A 23,268-nucleotide genomic window follows, 5' to 3' on the forward strand; every position below is an offset into this window, starting at 1 on the left:
GCGTCAGAGCCCCTGCGTGTGCTGCCAGCCCTGCATCCTGCTGGTGACCTTTGGCGCGATTTCCTTGAGCACCACGGCGGCCGGCCGCTTGTTGGTCTCGATCTCCTGCAACGCCGGGGTCAGCACGTCGCTGTTGATGGCGGACAGGTTCTTCAGCCGGCCACGCAGATCCGGTACGCCATGATCCCGCGCGTAATCCACCACGGCCGTACGGAACTCGGACGGGTGGGAGTCGTTCTTGGTCCACGAGTCGATGGCCGCCTGATCCTCGTAGTATTTGCGCTCCTGCGGCATCCACAGGCCCTGCTTGTAGAGGTCGACGTAGCGCGGGTCGATGTGGAAGGCGAACAGCTCGATCGCCTCCTCCACGTGCTTGCTGCCCGCGAAGACGGCCGAGGCGCCGGCGACCTGGCTGGTGGTGAACGGCTCGCCGTACTTGGGCAGCACCCCGATGCCGTAGTCCACTTTGCTCTCGTTCATGTCCAGCAGGCTCCAGTGGCCGTCGACGATCATGGCCACCCGCTTGGTTTTCAACAGGATGTTGGTGCCCGGCACGTCGTCGCCGGTGGCGGCGAGCTGCCCCGGGCCGGGAGCCACCCGATGCTTGTAGATCAGGTCTTGGAGGTTCTGGAACACTTCGATCGCCTCGGGCGTATCGAGCAGGCACTTGGTGCCACTGGGGTCGGCGAAGTCGGCGCCGTTGCTGCGCAGAAAGCCGTACCAGGCCGCGGCGTAGGTGATGCTGATCGAAATGCCGAACTGCCTGACCTGCTTGGCGTTGAAGCCGGACTCGTCGGGGTGCTTGCCGTTCTGGTCGACGGTGAGCTGGTAGGCGTTCTGCACGAGCTGGTCCCACGACCACGCGCCGGACGCCTGGGCCGGCGGCGCGGAGATGCCCGCCTCGGCGATCGCGGCCTTGCTGTACCACAACAGCTCGATCTCGTTGGCGGTCGCGACCCCGTGCAGCTGGTCCTTGCCGTACCACAGGTAGGCGTCCGGCAGGTAGCTGGCCAGCTGCGGGTACTTGTCGAGATAGGAGAAGAGGTTGACCAGCTTGCCCTGCTCGGCCAGCCGGTACGACATCGCCATCGGGACGTAGCCGACGTCCGGCACGCCTCCGCTGGCCACCAGCGTGTTGAGTTTGACGTCGTACTCGTCCGGGGTGAACAGCGGCTTGACCTTCGTACCCTTGTTGCTCTGCTCAAATGCCTTGAGCATCTTCTCCACGGCCTTTTGCTCGAAGGTCGAGCCCCAGTACATGAACTGCAGTTGTAGGTTTTCCGAGGAGCCGTCGCCGTCGTTTCCGCATGCGGCGGCCAGCGGCACGAGGCCGGCAAGGGCCAGCAGATTCCGTCTTCTCATCGCACATCCTCAGGCTTGGGGCCAAGGCCAGCGCCCGAAATGCAAGGTGAGAGAAGCGGCGCAAGGGCCGCGGATCTCGGGCGACATGGACATGGAACCCTCGGTCGTCGACATCACGAACGGGTGTCACATGCGACGCGGTCGCCCGGTGCGTCGTGGGGAAAACCGTAGAACCCTGATCGATATCTGTCAACCTTCGGCGGCCATGCCCATCAGGTGGCTCAGCACGCCCTCGCCGGACGTCCGCAATCCGTCATGCTCGTGCTCATTCGTCACCCAGGTACGCACGTTGCCGACCGACGCCGCGGTCTGCAGCGAGAGGCCCGCGTCCACGTACATGTCGTCGGCGTAGACGGCTGCGCAGACCGGAACCTCGTTGACCGCCAGTCGGGTGCGGTCATACAGCGCTGGCCAGTCGCTGGCGCCGGCGAGGATGTCCGCGGCGGCGGCGAACGGTTTGAGCGCGGCGATCTGCTCGAACATCCACGGATACATCATCTCGCCGGTGAACAGCAGCGGATCGGCGTCCGGTGCGAAGTCCGGATGGTGGTTCAGCGCGCGGGCGGCCGCCCAGGCCGACGGCGCGCCGCCCTGGCCGTAGGTGAATTCCTGCAGCGCGAACAGCGGTTGGTCGACGTGGCCGGTCAGCCTCATGACCTCGTACCGGAAGGCGTCCGACAGCTCCGTGCCGTGCCACGCCTCGTCGAGGAGCCAGTGCACCTGGGCGTAGCCGTAGCTCATGCCGAACAGGTTGCCGAGCAGGCGCAGCCGGCCGACCGTGAGCCGGTCACCGTCGGGCAGGCGCACGTCCGTACCGGACAGGTGATCCGCCATCCGGCGGACCGCGACGGCGTCTTGTGGAAAGGCGCGGTAGAACTCGGCGTTCTTGGCGGCGACGCGCGGGTACGTGCGGGCGTACACCTCGTCGGCGGTCGCGGTCAGGCCCGGTAGTCCACCGGTGATGTAGCAGGTGCGCAGGCCCTCCGGCGCCACGGACAGGTACGTCATGGTGACGAAGCCGCCGTAGCTCTGGCCGAGCGTGTCCCACGTGGCGCCGCCGGCGACGCGCTCCCGGAGGACCTCCGCGTCGGCGACGATGCTGTCCGCGCGGAACAGCTTGAGATACGCCGCCAGATCCTCGGCCGCCATGCCCCGCGCCGTCCGGGCGGTGATCGGCGTGCTGCGTCCCGTCCCCCGCTGGTCGAGCAGGAGCACGCGGTGGCTCTTCACCGCGTGCGCGAGCCACCCCTCCGCACGCAGCGGCCGGGGTGCCTTCCCGCCTGGACCGCCCTCCAGGTACAGCAGCCACGGCAGGTCGTCGCCCGCCCGGTCCGCCGCCACCACCGACCGGGCGAAGACCTCGATCGTGTCCTCGCCCGGTCGGCGGTGGTCCAGCGGCACATGGACGGTGTGGGAGGCGAAGCGAAGTCCCGGATGCGCGAGCACCCGGCCAGCCTATGCCGCTATCGCCGGAGGCTTTCGTCCTCGTCGAGGCGCAGCACGTACCCGGTGTATTGGTAGTCCGCGCCGTGTCGGCGCCGCAGCTCGATCTCCGCGCGGCTCGCGGCGACCGCCTCGGCCATCGCCGGGTCGCTGGTGTCCGTGACGTCGAGCCGGGCACCCAGCGGGGTGTAGTAGTCGTCGAACCAGTCCGAGTCCGGCAGCGGCAGGACGGCGACGACCGTGTATCCCGCGGCGCGGCCGCCACGCTGTTGCCCGCGGTGTCCCGCATTGACGCCTCGGCCCAGAACGCGGATGCCTCGGCGGACGGTGTGTCGGTGGACCATTCGCATTCGGTGACGACCAGCACGCCACCGGGCGTCAGCAACCGTTTCCAGTCCCGCAGGGCGGCATCGAAGCCGATGATGTACGCCGCCCCCTCGGACCAGATGACATCGAATCCACCGTCCGGGAACGGCAGGTCGGCCATGGACGCGTTGATGAGATCGATCGAGTCGGTGAGGCCACGCCGGATCGCCGCGGCCGTCAACTCTTCCAGGAACGGCTGGTGCAGGTCGACGGCGGTGACGTGAGCGCCCGCCTCGGCGGCCAGCAGCAGGGCGGACCGGCCCGGGCCGCAGCCGAGGTCCAGTGCCCGAGGGCGGGCCGGTAGCGGACCGGCCAACTCCAGCAGCCGGCGGGTGGTGGCGTCAGAGCCGGCCCCCTGCCGGGGCAGGCCGTGGTGCAGGGTGAAGAACGCGGACATGAGGTCGCTCATCAGCGGGCCAGGTTGTGCTTGCGGTGGACGAACCGCTCGATGAGCGTCGCCGGCAGCACCCGGCGCAGGGCGAAGACGAGCGGCGCGTTGCTGCCCACCGCGTACCGCGGCTTGGGGCGGGCCGCCTCGATCGCTTTCACGATGGTCGCGGCGACCCGTTCCGGGCTCACGCCAGCGCGCTCGTTGCGGTCGAGAGCGGCCAGCATCGTCTCGAAGTCGTGGCGATGCGGGGAGTCGGCGGCGATGTACTTGGTGCGGCGCTCACTGATGCCGGTGTTGATCGAACCGGGCTCGACCGTGGTCAGCCAGACCCCGAAAGGGGAGAACTCGTGGCGGGCGCCGTTACTGAAGCCCTTGAGCGCCGCCTTCGTCGCGACGTACGAGGATCGGTAGGCCAGCGGGAACGAGGCGAGCATCGAGCCCACCATGACCACCCGCCCGTACCCGCGCTCCCGCATGCCGGGCAGCGCAAGCTGAGCCAGCCGGACCGGCCCGAGGACGTTGACCTGGAACAGCCGGTGTAAGGCGTCCGCTGGCAACTCCTCGAACGGGCCGGACTGGCTCTCGCCCGCGTTGTTGACCAGGATGTCGACGCCCGTGAGCCGGTCGCCCAGGGCGTCGATGGACTCTGGCGAAGCCAGATCCAGCGCGAGGTACTCCACATTGGCCACCCGGTGCTCCGCGGGCAGGGACCGCGGGTCACGGCTGGTGCCCAGGACCTGGTAGCCACGTCCGGCCAGCGCGGCCGCCGTCGCACGACCGATACCGGACGATGCTCCAGTGACCAATACGGTACGGCTCATCGGTGCACCATACCGGCGCCGATCTCTACTGGGTGCCGATGAGTAGTCCGAGGCACATTTCGTCGGCGGTGCCGTCGCCCCAGACGACGTAGCGGGGTGGCAGCGATTGGAGTTGGGGGAGCATCTTGCGCAGGCCGGCGTCGTGGGTGCAGGTGACCCGGAGCACGTCGCCCTTCTTGATCTTTACCGGGGTGGCCAGCGGCCGGATGGCCTGGTCGTCGAAGTTGTACTGCGGCACGTCCAGCAGGGTTTGGGCGCCGGTGGTTCCGGGGTTGAGTTCGATCGTGATGGCGCGGCCGAGCAGGTGCATGTGTCCGGCCGTGGCGTAGATGGTGGCGGCGCCCTCCATCGGGTGGTCGCAATGTTGGGTTGATCCGGGTGCCGGCGTTCCGTTGCCACACCGTCGGATCAGCGCCGCGGCGTTGGAGCCCACGTCATCGCCGAAGCGGCGGGTCACGTCGTCGATCGCCGCTGCCCGGTCGCAGAGCGGGCCGCTTTCCTGCGCGGTGCACGGCAGCTCGACCGGTGCGGGCAGCCGCACGGTGTCCAACGGGGTCATCGGGACGCTGCCGTCGGCGACCCGCAGCCGGATGCTCGACTGGTCGGTGCCGCCGGACTGTCCGCCGGTCGCGAGCAGGTTGTAGTGCACCTGCATGACGAGTTGGCTGCCGGCCGGCATCTCGTACCCCAGGCCCTCGTCCAACAGCACCTCGTCCGCCCCCGGCGCCCAGTGGGCCACCCACGCGTCGCCGTTCACGCCGGAGTCGCCGAAGCACTGCCAGCCTTCGCCGGGCGTACCCTCGTCAAGCTCGCGCGCCTCGGCCGCGCCCGCCGGAGGGATCTGGAAGAAGATCGCGTGGTGCACGATGTCGGCGTTCTGCGGCAGGAACTGGCTGCCCGTCAGGTACGCCTGGGTGGACAGTCCCGGATCGACCAGGAAGCAACGGTACTCGTCCGTCCCTCCGTTCGGCGCGACCGGCGCGTACGGCTGCGGCATCTTGAGTGTCACGAACCGTTCACCGGCGCGCGGCGGCGTCGGCGACGGCGGCGGCGGCGCGCCCTGACCGTGGCCGTCGTGGGTCGCACCGCCAGACTGGGCCGTCACCGGCGGATCGGCGGTGCCACCACCGCAGGCCGCGCTCATCCCGGCCACGGCCAGCACCGTCGCCACCGCCACCAGCCGCCAGCTGATTCCCGTTGATCGATTCACTCAAGCCTCCCTTCTGGAAGTCGAACCGCGTCATGCGATGGCCAGCGCTTCGGTCGGCGCCAAGCGCGAGGCCCGCACGGCGGGATAGAGCCCGGCCACCGCACCGATGAGAAGCGTGGCCGCGAAGCCACCGGCCATGACCCAGGCCGGTACGACGGTCGGCCACTGCTGCGTACGCGAGTAGACGGTGGTGACAGCGATGCCCAGCAGGACACCGCCGGTGCCGCCGAGCACGCACAGCAGCAGCGCCTCGGCCAGGAACTGCAGCCGGATCTGGCCCCGGGTCGCGCCCAGCGAACGGCGCAGGCCGATCTCGGCCCGGCGTTCCAGCACCGAAATCACCATCGTGTTCGCCACGCCGACGCCGCCCACCAGCAGGGCCACCGCGCCCAAACCGAGCAGCAGGCCGGTGAACGCCCGGTCCGTGGCCTGCTTCGCGGCGAGCGCGTCGGAGGGCCGGGACACCTTGACCTCGTTGGGGTGCTCCGGGTTGGCCGTGGCCGCGAGCACCGCCCGGACGTCCTCCACGGCGTCCTCGCGGGTGCGGGTGTAGACGGTGGTGGGGTGTCCGTCGAAGCCGAGCACGGACTGCGCCGCCGGCCAGCCGATCAGCGCCGCAGTGTCCAATTCGGACGCCAGCTCCACCGGGTACAGGATGCCCACCACGCTGAACCAATGCCCACCGAGCCAGATCTGCACGTCGGATCCCGCGGCGCCGATACCCAACCGCTCTGCCGCCGTGCTGCCCAGCACCACACCCGGGTAGCGGGCGGTGGCCTCGTTGAGCCAGATTCCGTCCGCCATCTGGGCCCCCACGGTGGCGGGCAGGTCGGTGCGGGCCGCCAGCACCGCCAGTCCGCCGGACTGTGCACTGGGGACACGGTCGCTACGGTAGACCTTGGCGTCGGTCACGGCTCCCGTCGCGCTGACCGAGGTCACCGGTGGGATCCGGCTGATCAGTGGGATCGCCTCGTCGGGCAGGTACGCCTGCTCGCCGGAGAGGCTGTTGCCGGGGCCGACGGTGAGCAGGTTGGTGCCCAGCCGGTCCAGGGTGCGTTGCAGGTCGGCCTGGCTGGACGTGGAGATGCCCACCACCGCCACCATCGCGGCGATGCCGATCGCGATGCCCAGAGCGGACAGGAACACCCGCGTCGACCGGGTACGCAATCCCGCGCTACCGACCCGCAGCACGTCGCCCGGCCGCAGCCGCCGGGCCCGCAGGGCGGGCCGCTCGTCCGTCACGACGCTCATGAGACGAGTACCTGCGCGTCGGTGACGATCTGGCCGTCGCGCATCTCCACCCGACGCGGCAGTTGCGCGGCGATGTCCCGGTCGTGCGTGATGACCACGACGGTGGTACCCGCCGCGGCGAGCTCCCGCAGCAGGAGCATCACCGCGGCGCCCGTGGCGGTGTCGAGGTTCCCGGTCGGCTCGTCGGCCAGCAGCAGCGCCGGTTCGCCGACGACCGCCCGGGCGATGGCCACCCGTTGCCGTTCGCCGCCGGACAGCTCGTTCGGCAGGTGGTCCAGCCGGTGCGCCAGCCCCACCCGCTCCAGGGCCGCCGCCGCGCGACGGCGCCGCTGGCGTACCGGTACGCCGGCGTACAGCAGCCCGTCGGCGACGTTGTCCAGCACGCCGACCCCGGGCGCCAGGTGGAACTGCTGGAACACGAACCCGATCCGGGCCGCCCGTAACGCCGAGACCTCGCGGTCGGACAGCTCCGCCACGTCGTACCCGTCGATGCGTACCGCACCGCCGGATGGCCGGTCCAGCGTGCCCATCAGGTTCAGCATGGTGGACTTGCCCGAGCCGGACGGGCCGACGATGGCCACCAGTTCGCCGTACCCGATGCGCAGCGACACCCCGCGCAGCGCGACGACCCCGCCCGGGTAGACCCGGCTGGCCCCGTCGAGCGCGACCACGGCCCCGCTCACTTCGGCACCCCCACCACGGTGTCAGCGGTGATCCCGTCGCCGCTGACCTCCACCCGACCGCCGGCGAACATCCCGATCTCGACGGCCACGATCCGGGTGCTGCTCCCCTCGACGACCTGTACGCCGTACCCGCCCTCGGCGAGCGCGAGCAGCGCCAGAATCGGCACTGTCAGCACGTCCTTGCGCTGGCTGGCCACAAACGTGACGGTGACCGGACTCTCCTCCAACGAGCCGAGCTTTTTCTGGTCGGCGATGGCGACGATGACCTCGACGGTGGCGGTGTCCGACTTGCCGTCGCTGTCCGTCGAGGTCTCGGCGACCCGACCGACGCTCGCCACCTTACCGGCCACTGTGGACCCGTCGGGCAGCTTCACTGTCACGCCCGCTCCCGTCTTGACCAGGCCGCGCTTGGCCAGCTCCACGTCGACCGAAACCTGGCGGGTGGTGCCGGTGTAGGTCAGCACCGGGCCGCCGGCCGGGGCGCCCACCTCCGCTTTGCGCTCGGTGACCCGTACCGGCCCGGGTGCGTACACCACCGCCTCCGGCGTGACCGTCCCGGTCTGGGTCAAGCCGAGATCCTCTTGCCAGGACTTCACGGCCGCGGCGGTCGACGAGCTGAAGTCCTTGTCCACAGTGAAGCCCTGGTAGCCCAACGCGACGAGATTCCGCTCGAACTGCTCGACGTCGTTGCCGGTGACGCCCGGCGCGAGGGTCCGGTACATGGGGACCGCGCCGTACAGCAACACCACCGGTTTTTCGTCCACTTTGCACGTCGCCTTGCCACGCTCCACCGTGGAACCTGGTGCCGGCAGCCAGGTGATCCGGCCGCCGCCCTCGACGTTGACGGACGCCACCGAGCCGTAGCCCAGGGTCCCATCCAGGTCCGCGGTCTCGGTGAGCGTCGTCCGGGTGACCCTGTCCGTGCCCGGGGGCATGGTGCTGTCCGCCGGCTTGTCGGCCGTGGCACCGCCGAACCCGAACGCCGCCGCGGTCCCGCCGCCGACCGTCAGCAGGGCCACACCCGACACGACCAGCGTGCGCGCCCGGCGGCGGCGCCGGGCGCCGACCGTATCGTCGCTCACGAGCCCGACCCCGGACGCTTCGGACGCAGGTCCTTGCACGCTTCCTCGGCCGCTTTGAAGGTCGCGTCCTGCGGGTCGAGGCCGGTGCCGGCGAGGCTCAAACCGTCGGGGCCCGGATCCGGGAACTTGTCGATGCCCTTTTCACGCATGCACTGGGCGAGCTTCCGCATCTGCTCCAGGTCCTCCGCGCTCACCTGCTGCTGCAGCTCGCCCTCGGCGGGCATGTACTGCCGGCACGCCTCGGACGCGGCCTTCATCTTTTCCGCGGTGGCGTCGGTGAACTCCATACCCCCGCCCGCGCCCGGGTCGGGCATGTCGATGCCCTGCTCGCGCATGCACTGGACGTACTTGAGCGTCCGCTCCTCCCGCTCCTTGCTGGACAGGCTCGCCGTCGCCGTCGGCGTCGCACCCCCGCCGTTCGCGCTCGGAATGTCGCTGCCCTTCTCCGAGCCGCAGGCGGCCACCGCGAGCACCAGCGCGGGGATAACCACGGCCAGACCAAATCTCGTTGTCATGCCGGAAGGTCTATCGGTGGGACGGTTTCGGCAGGGTTTCACCACCACGAAGCCGCCAAGGAAACCCTGCCGAAACCCGGGCCGGGGCATGCTTGGCGCGTGCGGGTACTTGTGATCGAGGACGACGCGGAGATGGCCGAGGCGGTCGCCGTCGGGCTGCGCCGGGAACGGATGGCCGTGGACGTCGCGCTGGACGGCCGGGCCGGCCTCGCCCGCGCGGTCGACAACGACTACGACGTGATCGTGCTCGACCGGGACCTGCCCGGCGTGCACGGCGACACGATCTGCGAGAAGCTGGTCGCGGACGGCTGCCGCAGCCGCATCCTCATGCTCACCGCCGCGGCGTCGAACGACGACCTCATCGACGGGCTCGGCCTCGGTGCCGACGACTACCTACCCAAGCCGTTCGACTTCCCGGTGCTCGTCGCGCGGATCGGCGCGCTCGCGCGGCGCGCGCACCCCGCCGTACCGCCGGTCCTCCGCCACGGCGACGTCGTGCTCGACACAGCGCGCCGCCGCGCGCACCGGGGAGAACGGCCGTTGGAGCTCACCCCAAGGAGTTCGGGGTGCTGGAGGTGCTGCTGGCCGCGCAGGGCCGCACGGTCTCCGCCGAAGAGCTCCTGGAACGGGTGTGGGACGAGTTCGCCGACCCGTTCACCAACGCCGTCAAGATCACGATGAGCCGGCTCCGGGTCAAGCTCGGTGATCCGCCCGTCATCGAGACCGTGGCCAAGTCCGGCTACCGGATCTGAGTAGACGCATGCGTATTCCTCGCCCGCATCTGCCCCGGCGCACGGTGCGGATACGACTGACTCTGCTGTATGGCGGTCTTTTCCTGCTCAGCGGCACCGGGTTGCTGGCCACCACCTATGTCCTGCTGCAACACGCGAACGTCGGCATCATCCAGAACACCGAGGAAATCACCATAGTCCGCCAGGACGGCAGCATCACCACGTTCAGGCCGGACGACGGCCAGAGCCCGAACACGCGGCCGGACCTGAACCCGCCCCCGAACACCACGCTGACTCCACAACAGGTACAGGCCGCGCAGGACCTGCTCGCGGAGATCGCGAACGCCAAGAAAGGCGCGTTCCTCACCCGGTCGGCGGCCGCGTTGGCCGCCATGTCCGCGGTGTCCCTGGGGCTCGGCTGGTTGGTGGCCGGCAGGATCCTCCGCCCCGTCCGCACCATCACCACTTCGACACGCCGGATCTCCGCTACCAACCTCCATCGCCGGCTCGCCCTCCAAGGGCCCAACGACGAACTGAAGGAACTCGGCGACACCATCGACGACCTGCTCACCCGCCTGGAAGCGTCGTTCCAGTCCCAGCGCCGGTTCGTGGCCAACGCCTCCCACGAGCTGCGCACCCCACTCGCCCGGCAGCGCACGGTGGTCCAGGTCGCCCTGGCCGACCCCGACGCCACCATCGACACGCTTCGCACCGCCCACGAACGGGTGCTCAACGCCACGTACCAACAGGAGCGGCTGATCAACGCGTTGCTGACGCTGGCCCGCGGGGAGCGCGGGCTCGACCACCGCCGGCCGGTCGCACTGAGCGAGGTGGCCACCGAGGTGCTCCTCACCCGGGAAACCGAGGCTGGCCGGCGTGGGCTGAGCCTCACCACCCGGCTGGACGATGCCCGCACTCTCGGCGATCCGCACCTGATCGAACGCCTCGTGGTCAACCTCGTCGACAACGCGCTGCGGTACAACGTGGCCGCCGGCCGTCTTGAGGTGGCGACCACGACCAGGGCCGGCGCCGCGGTGCTCACGGTGACGAACACCGGCCCGGTGGTACCGGCGGACCAGGTCTCCCGGCTGTTCCAGCCGTTCCAGCGCCTGGACGCGGACCGGACCCGCCACGACGGCGGCCTCGGCCTCGGGCTGTCCATCGTGCAGGCCATCGCGACCGCGCACGGAGCCACCATCTCGGCCCACCCGCGCCCGGAGGGCGGCATGGAGATCATCGTGGCGTTCCCGGCCGCTTACCCCGACGCCTGGAAATGACGCGGGCGCGACCCCGGGTTCCGGGATCGCGCCTGGCGTCGTTCTCGCTCAGCTCACCGTGTCGTCGTCTGCGTCTCGGCGTCCTGCTCTTCGGCGTTCTGGTCCGCGCCGTTCGCCTCTTCGGCGTTCTGCTGGTCCTCGACGTCGATGGCCACGCCGGCCGCCACCTTGGCGTCGGCCAGCGCGAGGCATGCCTGCAACAGCGTCGCCTGGGCCGAGGCCACCGCCGCCGCGGCGGCTTCCTGGTCGGCAGCGGCTTCCTGGTCCGCAGCCGCCTGATCGGCCGCGGCCTGGTCCGCCGCCTGCTGGTCCGCAGCTGCCTGGTCCGCCGCTTCGGCGGCGTCCATCGCCGCGGACCACTTCTTGGCGAGGTGCTTGCGCTCCGCCCGAGCCTCCTCGGCGGTCTGCGCCTCTTCGGCGTCCTCGGCGGCCTGCTGGTCCGCGGCATCCTGCTCGGCCTCGACGGCCTGCACGTCCACCGCGAACTGGTCGCAGGAAGCCTCAAGCGCCTGAGCCGACGCCAGGGCCGCCGCGTTGGCGTCCTGGGCCTCTTCCGGAGCCAGAGCCTCGCCGTCGCAGATCACCTCGGCGCCGTTGATCTCCAGCTGCGCGCACTGGGACACGTCGAACTGCTCGCCGTTCACCACGATGACACCGGCGGCCTTGGGGGTGGTGGTGGCTGAGGCGAGCTGTACGCCGGTGATCCCGGCAGCGATCACGACACCACCGACGACGAAGGCACCGATCGCCTTGCGCCGGTTGCCCTGGCTGCCCTGGCTCCTGCGATACGCGCGCAATCCCATCATCACTCCTCGTCGTTGGGCGGCGGTGCCTCGGTCGGTTGCGAGTACGGCGCCCATCGGATCGCGGTTCAACGCCGATCGCGAGGTAAGGCCCTCCGGCTGCCCTTCTCGGCCACAAAACCGCAGGTCAGCGCGACTACCGGAAAAGATTGGAAATGTCCGACCGGGCGGTGCCCCGACTGCCGCGTTTAGGCTATTTGCGGCTTTTGCCGGACTACTTTCCGGCAGCCGTGCGCCGCGGCGGGCTCCACGCGTGGTCCATATCGACCATCGACTATATTCTGCTGGTACCTCAACGACCCGCAGACGTACTGGGCCCTGTACGTCTACCCGTAGACACGGACCGAAAGAATGGCCCGCTACTCACCCGAACGAGTAGCGGGCCACCCTTTCGGGTTCAGGCGCAGTCGCGGCACACGTCGATCTCGGCCACCGCCCGCTGGTTGCGGTGACGCACCAGGTAGCAGCGCGAGCAGCGGAACTCGTCGGCCTGCATCGGGATCACCGTGACGGACAGCTCGTCGTCGAGCTGCTCGGCGCCGGGTAGCTCGAAGGCTTCCGCCAGTTCGGCCTCGTCCACGTCCACCGCGCCGGAGCGTGGAGCCGCACGTCGGGCCTGGAGCTCCTCCAGGCTGTCTTCCTCGACGGCGGCGGTGCGCGGCGCGTCGTAGTCTGTCGTTGCCATTACTCATCTCCTCTGGGCGGTAGGGCAACACCCGCCCTGCCGGATCTATTCCGCCTCGCCGACGCCTTCCGCCACGCCCCGGGCGCGAAGCTAACGGTGCCGGCGCAGCGGTGAATCCGCCGGTGTACCACGGTACCCAGATTCTGGGCGTCGCGGTCGCCAACGGCCACGCCGGACCTGGCGTTTTCTTCCCGCTTAGGGAACGGGTGCCGACGGCCGGCGGCGACGAGCCGGCACGGCCGTTGGCGGCGTAGACGGTAACCCGCAGCGGCCCGGCCGCGTCCCCGAGGCTGTACTCCCGCGCGGTCGGCGGCAGGTCCGCCAGGGCGACCGGCGGGCCGCCCGGGTCGGCGGCCGACCGGCACGACAAGGTAGCCATCGATGGCGGGCTGTCCCGCGGTCGGGGTGGGCTGCGTCCACAGTGGCCACCCCGTACGCGTTGCGCCATGTGTTGCCGACCAGTGGCCTCGCATGCCCCGAGGTCAGAATCCACTGTGCGGCGATCTGGACGCCGGTCGGGCTCGCACCAGCTAACTTCCACTCGCTGACCTCGGTGCCGGGCAACGGTTTGCGGACGGGCGTCGCGGTCGGGTCGAAGCCCCAGGCGACGGCGTGTACGGGAGCTCCGCGACGCGAAGCACGCCTGCGGGTTCGGCGTCGCCGGAGCGGAAGTCGGCGCCGGTCGGTAGATTTGATCTATGCCGGTCAGGTCCATCCCAGAGCGCATCAGGTGGGCGGTCGAGACGATGGGGATCCGCCCCACCGACCGGATTCTGGAGATCGGCTGCGGTCGCGGCAGCGCCGTGTCGCTGATCTGCGAACGGCTCGACGGCGGTCGAATCACCGCGATCGACCGGTCCATCACGATGGTCAAGCTCGCCGAGCAGCGCAACGACGCCCACGTCGCCGCAGGCAAGGCGGTCTTTCACGCCGCCGCCCTGGACGCGGCAGACCTCGATGACGACCGGTTCGACAAGGTCTTCGCGATCAACGTGAACCTCTTCTGGGTACGCTCGTCCGAGCGCGAACTCGACCATGTCAGGAGCCTGCTGAAGCCCTCCGGGGCCCTGTATCTCGTCTACGAGCCGCCCGATTCCTCGCGAGCCGCCGCGATCGCCGACCGGATCGCGCCCTTCCTCACCGAGCACGGCTTCACCACCACCGTATCGATGGCCACCACCAGGCGTTCCATGGCTCTGGTGTGCCTGAAGGCCACCAAAGATCTTGATCATTGACGGCTACAGGCTAGCCGACCGCCTCTCCAACCCACGGCCGGTTGCCCTCGATCCATGCGAAAGTCCTTGATCGACGTGGGTGGGGACGGTCGATGTGCAGCCGCTCCGCGAAAATCGAGTTGCCCCGACGCATGGCCGGCGGCGGTGGCTGCTCGGGTCGTCCGTGGCGAATTTCTGCCCCTGGAGGGGCAGTTCCTCGCCACGATCACATCGCGACACGGCCGCCAGGATCAAGAACCTGGCGGGTGACTCATTCTGCGCTGGCTCGGGGCCGACGTCGGAAGATTCGCACGGGCAGGGGCCCGAAGCAGTACGCCGCCATGGCAAGGCCGGCGAGAAAAGCCGCCAGAAACGCGGCGAACATCGCGGCCGGCACCTTCCACACACTCGCGTCGCCGTCCAGAAAGACCTGCGATCCGCCAGCGTAGCGGACCCGGACACACCGCGTACGCAACTGCCGTATTCGAGGCATACGCAGGCTCGACCAAGATTGATACGCAGAGTCGGGCCGCCGATTCCGAAGAAGAGTCAGTGGGAAGTCCACGATATTTCGGATTCACTATCGGCGACAGCAATCTGGTCGGCGGTATCAATCGCATCAAGATAACGGTGTGCACCACGGTCATCGGTTCACCGTGGGACTGCGGAACGTCGAGGCACTACTACAAGCCCGCTTAGTAGATCTTGGTAGTAAATCGCCGCTGGGGCAGCGCTAAAGTACCAAGATCTATGCGAGCGCGGCGGCGGTTCGACGAAGTGTGTTGATCGGCAATGCCCCAGCCGCCTCAGCTGTCCCACCCGTGACGCGCCTCTTTACTGGCCAGCGGCCCGCGAGGCACGATGGATTGCGCGACCAGGGAGGACGACGATGTCTTCGACCGAACGCGAATTCGTCGAGCAGTGGCGCAATGCCGCGTACAACTGCTACAGCTCGGGCCACAAGTTCTGCCGCGAGGTCTGCCCCGTGACGCAGGTGACCCGCAACGAAGTGCACACCCCTACCGCGTTCCACGCGAACGTCGTGGCGATGGAGAAGGGCTTGCTGTCCATTGAGGACGTGGCCCGCGACTACGTGCACTGCACCCAGTGCGGCGCCTGCGAGCTGCGCTGCCCCAACACGCTGTTCACCGGTGACTTCTACCGCTTCCGAACCCGTACGGTGCAACTGGTGAAGGCGGTCCGTGCGCTGGCCGTCGACTCCGGCATCCACCAGCCCGGGTGGCAGCGCTGGGTCGAGGAGACCAACCGGCAGAAGTCCGAGCCGGTCCTCGGCGACGTGCCGGTCAGCCAGGAGCACGTGCGCGACTGGGCGGCCGGGCTCGATCTTCCCGTGGGCGGCGAGACCATCCTGTTCTGCGACTGCGAAGGCGCGTTCCACCGCACGTCGGTGCCGCGTGCCGCGGCACGGATCCTGCAGGCGGCCGGCGTCGAGTTCGGGTTGATGCGGGAGCAGTGGTGCTGCGGCGGGCCGGCAGCGGAGATGGGGTACGCCGAGCGGGCCCGCGAGTTCGCCCGGCACAACGTCGAGGACTGGCGGGCGGTCGGCGCCAAACGGATCATCGTGTTCGACCCGCACGACTACATCTCGTTCACCGAGGACTACCCGAGCTACTTCGGCGACGAGTACGACTTCGAGATCGTGCTCTTCGTCGAGCTGCTCGCCGAGCTGATCCGCACCGGCAGGCTGGCGCTGACCCGCCCCGTCGAGCGGGTCGTCACGTACCACGATGCCTGCCGGCTCAACAAGCGCAAGGGCATCCACGAGGCCCCGCGCGAGGTGCTGCGCGCGATCCCGGGCCTCACCTTCAAGGATGTCGACCACGTCACCCAGTGGTCGTACTGCTCGGGCGCCGGCGGCGGCCTGTCGATCGAGCGCCCCGACCTCACCGCGGAGATCAGCCGGCGCCGGGTCGAACAGGCCGGCGGCCTCGGCGTCGACACTCTGGTCAGCGCCTGCGTGTGGTCCGAGCGGCCACTCACCGAGCAGGGCGGCAAGCTCGACCAGCCGCTCGAGGTGATGGATCTGCTCGAGATCGTGGCGCTGTCCGCGGGCTTGGAGGACACGCCATGACCGCGACTCTCGTCACCGACCCGGTCATCGACGAGCTGGTCGGGATCTGCGGTCCCGACAACGTGTTCACCGACCGATCCTCCCGGGTCAACCGGGCGCGGGTGCCGGCGCCGTTCCCGGTGCACCGGTGGGCCGAGCACGTGCCCGACGTCGTCGTGCTGCCGACCAGCGCCGAGCAGATCTCCGAGGTGGTCAAGCTGGCCAACCGCCACCGGATCCCGGTCGTGCCGCGCGCCGGCGGGACGGGGCTCACCGACGGCGCCGTACCGCTGCGGCACGGCATCCTCGTCGACGTCAAGCTGATGAACAAGATCCTCGAGATCGACCTCGACGACCGCACGGTGACCGTGCAGCCCGGCATCAACATGCTCAAGCTCAACGAGGAGCTACGGCAGCACGGCGTGATCTATCCCGACGACCCGGCGTCGTACCCGTGCTCACTGGTCGGTGGCCGGATCGGCACCAGCGGCTGGTCGCTGATCGGCGGCCGGTACGGGCACACCCGCGATCTCGTGATCAGCTTCCAGATCGTGCTGCCCACCGGCGAACTGATCTGGGTCGGCGACGGCGGCGGCCGCAAGGTGCGCAAGTCCTCCACCGGCTACCAGCTCAAGCACCTGTTCATGGGCCACCAGGGCACGCTGGGCATCGTCACCGAGGCGGTCCTGGAGCTGGTGCCGCGCCCGGAGGCCGAGTTCGCGGCGTTCTTCTCCTACCCCGACTACGAGACCGCGTGGCGCTCCACCGGCGCGCTCGCCAAGTCGGGGCTGGCCACGCTCGCCGGCGTCGTGCTGTTCGACGAGTGGAAGCTGGACTACCTGCGCCGCGACGACGAGGCGTACATCCCGCAGCCCGACGACGTCCGGTGCGTTGTCGCGACCGCGATGTACGGCACCACCGACGAGGTGCGTCCGGGTGCCAAGCGGCTGCTGCGGATCGGTACGCAGACCGGCGGCGCCTACCTCGGCGACGAGATCTCGCAGGGCGACTGGGCATCGCGCCACGACCGGTACGCGACGCCGCTGCACGGGCGGCTGCGCGACGGGCAGGTCGTCCCGATGAGCTGGCACTGCGAGGACGCGTCGATCAACTGGTCGAAGCTGCCGCAGGTCCGCCGCGAGTGGCACGACATCGTCGCCCGGCTCGGCGACCGCTTCCGGATCTTCGACGACTGGGGCATGTTCGCCTACACCAACGGCGCGTTCAAGCCGTGGGGCGACTACCTCACGGAGATCGACGTCGGCATCTGGGAGCAGGAGCTCGACGACGCGGCGTGGGACGCGTGGGTCACCGCCAAGCGCGACATCGCCGCCGTGGCGATCGCGTACGGCGGGTCGATCAGCGCCTGCCACGGCGCCTGCCGCGCGGGCGAGGTCGACCTGGTACCCGAGGAACTCGGCGGAGGTTGGGAGGTCATGAAGAAGGTCAAGCGGGTGCTCGACCCGCTCAACATCATGAACCCGGGCAAGTACCTGCTCGACCAGGCGTACGAGGGTGATGAGCCGTGATCGGATTCTTGTTCTCGGCGCAGCGTCCACCGGACCCGCGGCGGATCAACGATGCCGTGGTCCAACGCTTCGAGCACATCTACGAGGTGGATCCCGCGTTGATGCGTGACCACGTACGGCAGCACGACTTCCCGGCGTGGGACACCCGACGCATCGTCGAGAGCCGGTGGGAGCACCTGGGCTGGATGCACGCCCACTGGGCCGACTCGGTGATCTCCGGCGACGAACTGATCTCCGGCGACGAGCTGATGGAGGACGAGCCTTAGGGGCGGAGAGTGAGGATTCGATGAGGTTCAGCTATGTGATGCTTCCCGACTACCCGCTCGCGGACTCGATGGAGTCCATCAAGAAGGCGGACGAGCTCGGCTTCTACGGCTGCTACGCCGCGGACGAGACCTGGCACAAGGACATGTGGTTGCTGTTCGCCGCGGCCGCCGACAAGACCACCAACATCCGGTTCGGACCCAGTCTGTCCGGCGTCGTGCTCCGCGAGCCGACGCTGATCGTGCAGGCGGTGGCGACGCTCGACGAGCTGACCGGCGGGCGCGCCGAATGCGTCATCTCGTGCGGCAACTTCGGACTGCTCGCGCAGTACCACATCGACTGGGCGCAGGTCCGGCCGCTGGCCCGGACGCTGGAAGCCCACCACGTGATGCGGACGCTGCTGGACGACGGAGCGATCAACTTCGAGGGCGAGTTCTACAAGTACACCGGCCTGTTCACGTTCGCCCGGCCGGTGCAGCAACGGCTGCCGTTGCTGCTCGGCGCGATGCGCGGGCCGCGCTCGTTCCGCAAGGCGGGCGAGGTCTCCGACGGCGTACACCACGCGCTGAGCTACACCCGGGAGGCGTACGACTATCTGGTCGCCAACGTCCGCAAGGGCGCCGAAAGGGCCGGCCGGGACTGGCGGTCGCTGGACATCGGCGCCTGGATCGTGTTCTCGATCGGCCGCGACTCCGCGGCGGCGAAGGAGGCCGCGCGCAGCATGGTGGGTCTGTACGCGTCGTCCATGCCGGCGGAGCAACTTCAGCGCAACGGCGTCGACCCGACCGACCTGCAGCCGGTCATCGACGCGCTCGGCAAGGGCGACCTGGCCGGCGCCATCGAGCTCACCCGGCCGGAGATCGCCGAGCGGCTGTCGGTGGCGGGCACGCCGGAGGAGTGTGTGGCCAAGCTCCGCAGCCAGATCGTCGACGCCGGCGTCAACCACCTGATCTTCGCGATCACCGATGCCGCACTGGTGAAGGCGTTGATGGGCCGCGACCTCGACAACGTCGCGTCGGTCAACGACCAGCTCCAGCTCATCCACGACGAGGTGATGCCGGCTTTCCCCTGAGCCCGACGACGTTGCCGTCCGCGTCCTTGACCTTGGCGATCAGCAGCCCGCGACCGACGTCGTGCGCCGCCTCGTCGAGCGTCGCGCCGGACTCGACCAGCGACCGCACGCTGGCCTCGATGTCGTCGACGTTCCAGTAACAGATCGGCCCGTCCGTCCCGTTTGGGTCGAGACCGACCTCGAACCCGTCGACGCGGAAGCCGACGTAGTATTCACCGTCGATGTACGGGTCGGTGCCGAGCAGCGTGCTGAAGATCTTCTTCGCCCCGTCGAGGTCCTTGGTCGGGAAGACGACGAGTCGCATGGCTGAGGTCATGATTTGGTTCCTCCGGTCCGGTTGTCGTGGTGTGCTGATGACAGCGTCTCCCGGCCGGGTGCGGTCCACATCCGTGTTGGCCACGGAGGCGGCCACGGATAATGAGCCGATGTCCAGTCCGGCTGTTTCGGCTCGGGAGGCCGAGGTGCTGGCGCTGCTCGGGGAGCACCTCAGCAACGCCGAGATCGGCGCGCGCCTGTTCATCTCCGTGCGCACGGTCGAGTCCCACGTCTCCTCGCTGCTGCGCAAGCTGGAGCTGCCGGATCGGCGGGCGCTGTCGCGGCGCGCGGCCGAGCTGGCCCGCGCCGAGCGGACGCGGCCGGCGGTCGCCCTTCCGGCGCCGCTGACGACGTTCGTCGGCCGGATATGGGAGCGGGCGGGGCTGGGCGAGGCGGTCAAGACGCACCGGCAGGTGACGGCGGTCGGTCCGGGCGGGGTGGGAAAGACGCGGCTCGCGCTGGCCGTGGCGGCGGAGGCGGCCGGTGACTTCGCCGACGGGGTGTGGTTCGTCGACCTGGTCCCGATCACCGATCCGGCGCGGGTCGGGGCGGCGGTCGCGGCGGCGGTCGGGATCGGCGAGCAGCCCGGCCGCGGCATCGACGACGCGGTGCTGGCCGCGCTGGCGGAGCGGCAGGCGCTGCTGGTGCTGGACAACTGCGAGCACGTACGCGACGGGGTGGCGCCGTTGCTGGAACGGCTGCTCGCGGCGTGCCCGCGGGTGCGGGTGCTCGCCACCAGCCGGGCCCGGCTGGTGGTGCCGTTCGAGCGGGTCTTTCCGGTCCCGCCGCTGTCACTGGCCGGCGGCGGCGAGTCGGAGGCGGTTGCCCTGTTCATGGACCGGGCGGCTGCGGTCGCCTTCGCGCCGGATCCGGCGGCACCCGACCGGATCGCCGAGATCTGCGAGCGGCTCGACGGCATGGCGCTGGCGATCGAGCTGGCGGCGGCGCGCTGGCCCACGCTGGGGCTGGACGGCCTCACCGCGGGCCTGTCCGACCAGCTCCGGATCCTCGCCGGCGGCCCCCGCGCCGACGACCGGCACCGGTCGGTGCGGGCGGTGCTGGACTGGAGCCACGACCTGCTGGAGCCGGCGGATCGGGCGCTGCTGCGGCGGGTGTCGGTGTTCGTCGCGCCGTTCACCACCGAGTCGGCGGCGGAGGTGGCCGGGTTCGCCCCGCTGGCGCCGGCGGCGGTCACCGATGCGCTGGCCCGCCTCGCCGAGCAGAGCCTGCTCGCGGTGACGATGTCCGCGGCGGGCACCCGGTACCAGGCGCTGGAGACCATCCGCCAGTACGGCACCGAGCGGCTCACCGAGGCCGGCGAGCTGGCCGAGGTGCGCTCCGGCACCTGGGCTGGTGCCTGGCCGGCGCGGCACTCCTGACGGGAGGCGTACGCGCGGACTGGCGGGCCCGGTTCGACGCGGTCGCCGACGACCTGCGGGCCGCCCTCACCTGGGCTGCCGACCATGAGGAGCAGCGCGCCGGCGCGTACCAAATCGCTGTGAACCTGGCCGAGCTGACCTTCAACCGCAACCTGCTCGGCGAGGCCCAGCTGCGGTATGAGCAGGCGGCCGCGCTCGCGGCCGATCCCGCCGCCGCGGCGGCGGCGCTGCGGCACGCCGCCGGTGTGGCCGGGTGCCGGATGCTCGGCGACGACATGTACCGCCTGCACCGTGCCGCCGGGGAGGCCGCCCGCCGGGCCGGGGACGCCGCCGGCGCCGCCGGTGACCTGGCGACGGCCGTCACCACCGCGTACCGGTTCTCCGGCGCGTTCACGCGGCTCCCTCGGCGCAGGACGCGACCGCCCTGCTGGCCGCGGCCCAGGAGCTGGCCGGCGACGACCCGGCCGCCCTGGCCGCGCTGGCGGTGGCCGAGGCCGGGGTGCTCGCGGACGTGTTCGGCGGGATCCAGAGCAGCCCGGACACCGACGTGCCGTACGCGCTCGCGAGCGCTCAGCGGGCGGTCGACCTCGCCGAGCGGACCGGCGACCCGCTGGCCGAGACGGTCGCGCTGGACGCGTTCACCGCCGCGCAGAGCTGGGCCGGCGACACGTTCGGCACCGCCACGACGGCCCGGCGCCGGGTGGCGCTGCTCTCCTCGGTGCCGGTCACGCCGGCCAGCACGCACGAGCTCATCGACGCGCTCGTGTCCGCGACCGAGACCAGCCTCGGGGTCGGGGACCTGGCGGGCGCCCGCCGGTGGGGTAGCCAGCTCGCCGAGCACCCGCTGCTGGCCGAGGTTGGCCATCAGGCGGTCCGGTGGCTGCTGGTCGCGGACGCGTTCGCCGGTGACGTGCCGGCGGTGCTCGCCGGCGGCGCGCGCTTCCTCGACGGGTGGCGGCGCAACGGCCGGCAACCGTCGTCCGGCCTGGCCCCGGCCGCCGCGGCGGTCGCCATGGTGCACGGCCTGCGCGCGGACGGGTCGGCCCGCGCCGAGTGGCTGGCCGTCGTGGACGACCTGCGTGCCCTGCCGGAGCTGGCCCGGCCGGCGGGCAACCCCGGTGGCTACGCCGCCACGTTCGACGCCATGGTCCTGCTCCACCACGGGGACGCGGCGGCCGCGCTGGAGCGGGTCGCGCCGGAGCCGGAAGAGGTGTGGAAGTGGGTCACCTGGATCTGGCTGCACTGGTACGTGGCGCTGCGGGCCGAGGCGGCGGTGCTCGCCGGGCACCCGGCCGCCCGGGACCGGATCGCCGCCGCCCGGGCCACGGTCGCCGGCAACCCGGTCGCCAGCGCCCAGGTGGACCGGGCGGAGGCCCTGCTCGACGGTGACCTGCCGCGGCTGCTGGCCACCGCCGACGCGTTCGACGCCGCCGGCTGCCGCTATCAGTGGGCGCGCACGCTGGCGCTCGCCGGCAGTGAGCTGGGCGCGGCCGCGCTCGCCGGGCTCGGTGTGGCGCCGATGGCCGTCCGGTAGCGGTATCCCAGCACACCCGCCACCGACGCCCCGAGAGCGATGGTGAGCAGAGCGGACAGCAGCAGGGTGGGGCGGCCGCCGATCGCGCTGACCACCGGTCCGCCCAGCAACGTACCCAGCGCGGTGGAGGGGATGGTGAGCGCGGACCGGGCGGCGAGGACGCTGCTCAACGCCTCGGGTGGGGTGCCGCGCTGGAACAGCGCGGTGCAGATCGCGGTGAACGGCCCGTAGATCAGGCCGCCGGCCGCGAACCCCACCAGCCCGGGCGCGACCGTATCGGTCAGCCCGAGCGGCAGCAGGGCGGCGCCCCAGCCGACGATGATGCCGACCACCACCAGCCAGGGCGGCCGGTGCCGGAGCAGTCCGGCGCCGAGACCGCCCAGCGTGGCGCCGATGCCGAACACCGTCCAGTACAGGCCCAGCAGGCCCGGCGAGCCGTGCAGTTCGTGGGCGACGTGGATGGGCAACGCGACCTCGACCGGGCCATAGAGGAAGAAGAAGACGCAGGTCACGGCGATCAGCCCGAGCAGCCGGGGCTGGCCGGCGATGGTGCGCCAGCCACCGGCGGTCCGGGCGGGGCGCTGGACCGAGGCGGCCCGGCGGCGGGCGACCGCCCAGCAGGTCGCCGCCAGCACGGCGAAGCTGGCCGCGTCGGCGCCGATCACCCAGCCGGGACCGACCAGCGCGGTCAGGCCGCCGGCCAGGGCCGGGCCGACCACGACCGCACCCTGCGTGAACGTGGACAGCAGCGCGTTGCCGGTCACCCGGTCCTCGTCCGGGAGCAGCTCGGCGACCATGGTGTACGCCCCGGCGCTCCCCCAGGCGTGCAGCAGCGACGAGACGGCGAGCAGCGCCACGTACCCGATCGGGTTCAGCAGCCCGGCGGTGGCCAGGATCGCGACCAGGCCCAGCGCGACCGCCCGCAGCGCGGCGTCCACCGCGACCAACTGCGCGCCCCGGAACCGGCGCACGAACCGGGCGAGCAGGGCCGCGCCCACCGGGGCCGGCAGCGCGTACGCCGCCACCGCCAGCCCGGTCCAGACACCGGCCTGGCCGGGCGGCGCGATCTGCACCGCCAGCCAGGCCACGGCCACCATGCTCATCCCGTCGCCGAGGGCGGAGACCAGCATGGCGGGCAGGACGCGGCGCAGCACCGGCTGCCGCATCACTCTGCCGACCGAGGCGATCCAGGACCGGGTGCCGGTTCGTACGTCGTTCATGCGGTCGAGCCTGCCCGGGGGCGACCGGGCGGGCATCCGTGCCGGCCACG

At 70.6% G+C, this 23,268-nt stretch carries 21 protein-coding genes and 2 pseudogenes; 9 read left to right on the forward strand and 14 right to left on the reverse strand.

Going from position 1 to position 23,268, the window contains the following annotated elements:
- Positions 1-3: 3 nt before the first annotated feature.
- From Prum_RS01480 to Prum_RS01520, 10 genes and pseudogenes are all read right to left on the reverse strand, one after another.
- The gene (locus Prum_RS01480) at positions 4-1,362 is read right to left on the reverse strand and encodes an ABC transporter substrate-binding protein (protein ID WP_173073287.1); all 1,359 of its coding nucleotides are present in this window, start codon (positions 1,360-1,362) and stop codon (positions 4-6) included.
- A 189-nt stretch (positions 1,363-1,551) separates the two neighbouring features.
- Positions 1,552-2,808, reverse strand: a complete 1,257-nt coding sequence (locus Prum_RS01485; RefSeq protein WP_173073289.1) for an alpha/beta fold hydrolase — start codon at positions 2,806-2,808, stop codon at positions 1,552-1,554.
- A 17-nt stretch (positions 2,809-2,825) separates the two neighbouring features.
- Positions 2,826-3,149 carry a hypothetical protein gene (locus Prum_RS50690; protein WP_246277575.1) on the reverse strand — a complete coding sequence of 108 codons (324 nt, stop codon included), beginning with the start codon at positions 3,147-3,149 and terminating at the stop codon, positions 2,826-2,828.
- Between the two features lie 8 nt (positions 3,150-3,157).
- Positions 3,158-3,580, reverse strand: a pseudogene (locus tag Prum_RS50695) (SAM-dependent methyltransferase); the annotation flags it as partial.
- Positions 3,580-4,383, reverse strand: a complete 804-nt coding sequence (locus Prum_RS01495) for an SDR family oxidoreductase (protein WP_173073291.1) — start codon at positions 4,381-4,383, stop codon at positions 3,580-3,582. The gene Prum_RS01495 and the pseudogene Prum_RS50695, both read right to left, overlap by 1 nt.
- Before the next feature lie 25 nt (positions 4,384-4,408).
- The gene (locus Prum_RS01500) at positions 4,409-5,593 is read right to left on the reverse strand and encodes a monooxygenase (protein ID WP_246277576.1); all 1,185 of its coding nucleotides are present in this window, start codon (positions 5,591-5,593) and stop codon (positions 4,409-4,411) included.
- Positions 5,594-5,623: 30 nt separating this feature from the next.
- The gene (locus Prum_RS01505; protein ID WP_173073293.1) at positions 5,624-6,844 is read right to left on the reverse strand and encodes an ABC transporter permease; all 1,221 of its coding nucleotides are present in this window, start codon (positions 6,842-6,844) and stop codon (positions 5,624-5,626) included.
- A complete protein-coding gene (locus tag Prum_RS01510; RefSeq protein WP_173073295.1) occupies positions 6,841-7,527 on the reverse strand; it encodes an ABC transporter ATP-binding protein in 687 nt (228 codons plus the stop codon). The genes Prum_RS01505 and Prum_RS01510 overlap by 4 nt, the downstream gene beginning before the upstream one ends.
- Positions 7,524-8,609 (reverse strand): peptidoglycan-binding protein, encoded by a 1,086-nt coding sequence (locus Prum_RS01515; RefSeq protein ID WP_218576943.1) that lies wholly within the window; start codon positions 8,607-8,609, stop codon positions 7,524-7,526. The genes Prum_RS01510 and Prum_RS01515 overlap by 4 nt, the downstream gene beginning before the upstream one ends.
- A complete protein-coding gene (locus Prum_RS01520) occupies positions 8,606-9,124 on the reverse strand; it encodes a hypothetical protein (RefSeq protein ID WP_173073297.1) in 519 nt (172 codons plus the stop codon). The genes Prum_RS01515 and Prum_RS01520 overlap by 4 nt, the downstream gene beginning before the upstream one ends.
- Positions 9,125-9,223: 99 nt before the next feature.
- On the opposite strand from Prum_RS01520, the pseudogene Prum_RS01525 reads away from it, so the two are divergent.
- Positions 9,224-9,876 (forward strand): annotated as a pseudogene (locus Prum_RS01525) (response regulator transcription factor).
- Between the two features lie 8 nt (positions 9,877-9,884).
- Positions 9,885-11,132 carry a sensor histidine kinase gene (locus Prum_RS01530; protein ID WP_173073299.1) on the forward strand — a complete coding sequence of 416 codons (1,248 nt, stop codon included), beginning with the start codon at positions 9,885-9,887 and terminating at the stop codon, positions 11,130-11,132.
- A gap of 53 nt (positions 11,133-11,185) precedes the next feature.
- Here the strand turns inward: Prum_RS01530 and Prum_RS01535 are convergent, their stop codons facing one another.
- Together Prum_RS01535 and Prum_RS01540 are read right to left on the reverse strand one after the other, a co-directional pair.
- A complete protein-coding gene (locus Prum_RS01535; RefSeq protein WP_173073301.1) occupies positions 11,186-11,935 on the reverse strand; it encodes a hypothetical protein in 750 nt (249 codons plus the stop codon).
- 397 nt (positions 11,936-12,332) lie between these two features.
- A complete protein-coding gene (locus Prum_RS01540) occupies positions 12,333-12,620 on the reverse strand; it encodes a DUF4193 domain-containing protein (RefSeq protein ID WP_173073303.1) in 288 nt (95 codons plus the stop codon).
- 698 nt (positions 12,621-13,318) lie between these two features.
- On the opposite strand from Prum_RS01540, the gene Prum_RS01545 reads away from it, so the two are divergent.
- The 5 genes from Prum_RS01545 to Prum_RS01565 all read left to right on the forward strand — a co-directional run bounded on the left by Prum_RS01545 (position 13,319) and on the right by Prum_RS01565 (position 18,770).
- Complete coding sequence (locus tag Prum_RS01545; protein WP_173073305.1) at positions 13,319-13,855, forward strand: SAM-dependent methyltransferase; 537 nt, start codon at positions 13,319-13,321, stop codon at positions 13,853-13,855.
- Positions 13,856-14,723: 868 nt separating this feature from the next.
- On the forward strand, positions 14,724-15,926 hold the full coding sequence (locus Prum_RS01550; protein WP_173073307.1) for a (Fe-S)-binding protein: 1,203 nt from the start codon (positions 14,724-14,726) through the stop codon (positions 15,924-15,926).
- A complete protein-coding gene (locus tag Prum_RS01555) occupies positions 15,923-17,434 on the forward strand; it encodes an FAD-binding oxidoreductase (protein WP_173073309.1) in 1,512 nt (503 codons plus the stop codon). The genes Prum_RS01550 and Prum_RS01555 overlap by 4 nt, the downstream gene beginning before the upstream one ends.
- Positions 17,431-17,700 (forward strand): hypothetical protein, encoded by a 270-nt coding sequence (locus Prum_RS01560; RefSeq protein ID WP_173073311.1) that lies wholly within the window; start codon positions 17,431-17,433, stop codon positions 17,698-17,700. The genes Prum_RS01555 and Prum_RS01560 overlap by 4 nt, the downstream gene beginning before the upstream one ends.
- A 20-nt stretch (positions 17,701-17,720) precedes the next feature.
- Positions 17,721-18,770, forward strand: a complete 1,050-nt coding sequence (locus Prum_RS01565) for an LLM class flavin-dependent oxidoreductase (RefSeq protein ID WP_173073313.1) — start codon at positions 17,721-17,723, stop codon at positions 18,768-18,770.
- On the opposite strand, the gene Prum_RS01570 is transcribed toward Prum_RS01565, so the two are convergent.
- Positions 18,736-19,086, reverse strand: coding sequence for a VOC family protein (locus Prum_RS01570; RefSeq protein WP_173073315.1), 351 nt, complete (start codon positions 19,084-19,086; stop codon positions 18,736-18,738). The genes Prum_RS01565 and Prum_RS01570 overlap by 35 nt on opposite strands.
- Positions 19,087-19,123: 37 nt before the next feature.
- Here Prum_RS01570 and Prum_RS49055 point away from each other — a divergent pair, with 37 nt between their 5' ends.
- Together Prum_RS49055 and Prum_RS49060 are read left to right on the forward strand one after the other, a co-directional pair.
- Entirely contained in the window at positions 19,124-20,464 is a 1,341-nt protein-coding gene (locus tag Prum_RS49055; RefSeq protein WP_218576944.1) for an ATP-binding protein, read from the forward strand.
- Between the two features lie 484 nt (positions 20,465-20,948).
- Complete coding sequence (locus tag Prum_RS49060) at positions 20,949-21,998, forward strand: hypothetical protein (protein ID WP_218576945.1); 1,050 nt, start codon at positions 20,949-20,951, stop codon at positions 21,996-21,998.
- Here Prum_RS49060 and Prum_RS01580 read toward each other — a convergent pair.
- Positions 21,908-23,218 (reverse strand): MFS transporter, encoded by a 1,311-nt coding sequence (locus Prum_RS01580; protein WP_173073317.1) that lies wholly within the window; start codon positions 23,216-23,218, stop codon positions 21,908-21,910. The two genes, Prum_RS49060 and Prum_RS01580, sit on opposite strands and share 91 nt — an antisense overlap.
- Positions 23,219-23,268 lie beyond the last annotated feature (50 nt).

The sequence above is a fragment of the Phytohabitans rumicis genome (assembly GCF_011764445.1).
GTDB classification, from domain to species: Bacteria; Actinomycetota; Actinomycetes; order Mycobacteriales; family Micromonosporaceae; genus Phytohabitans; species Phytohabitans rumicis.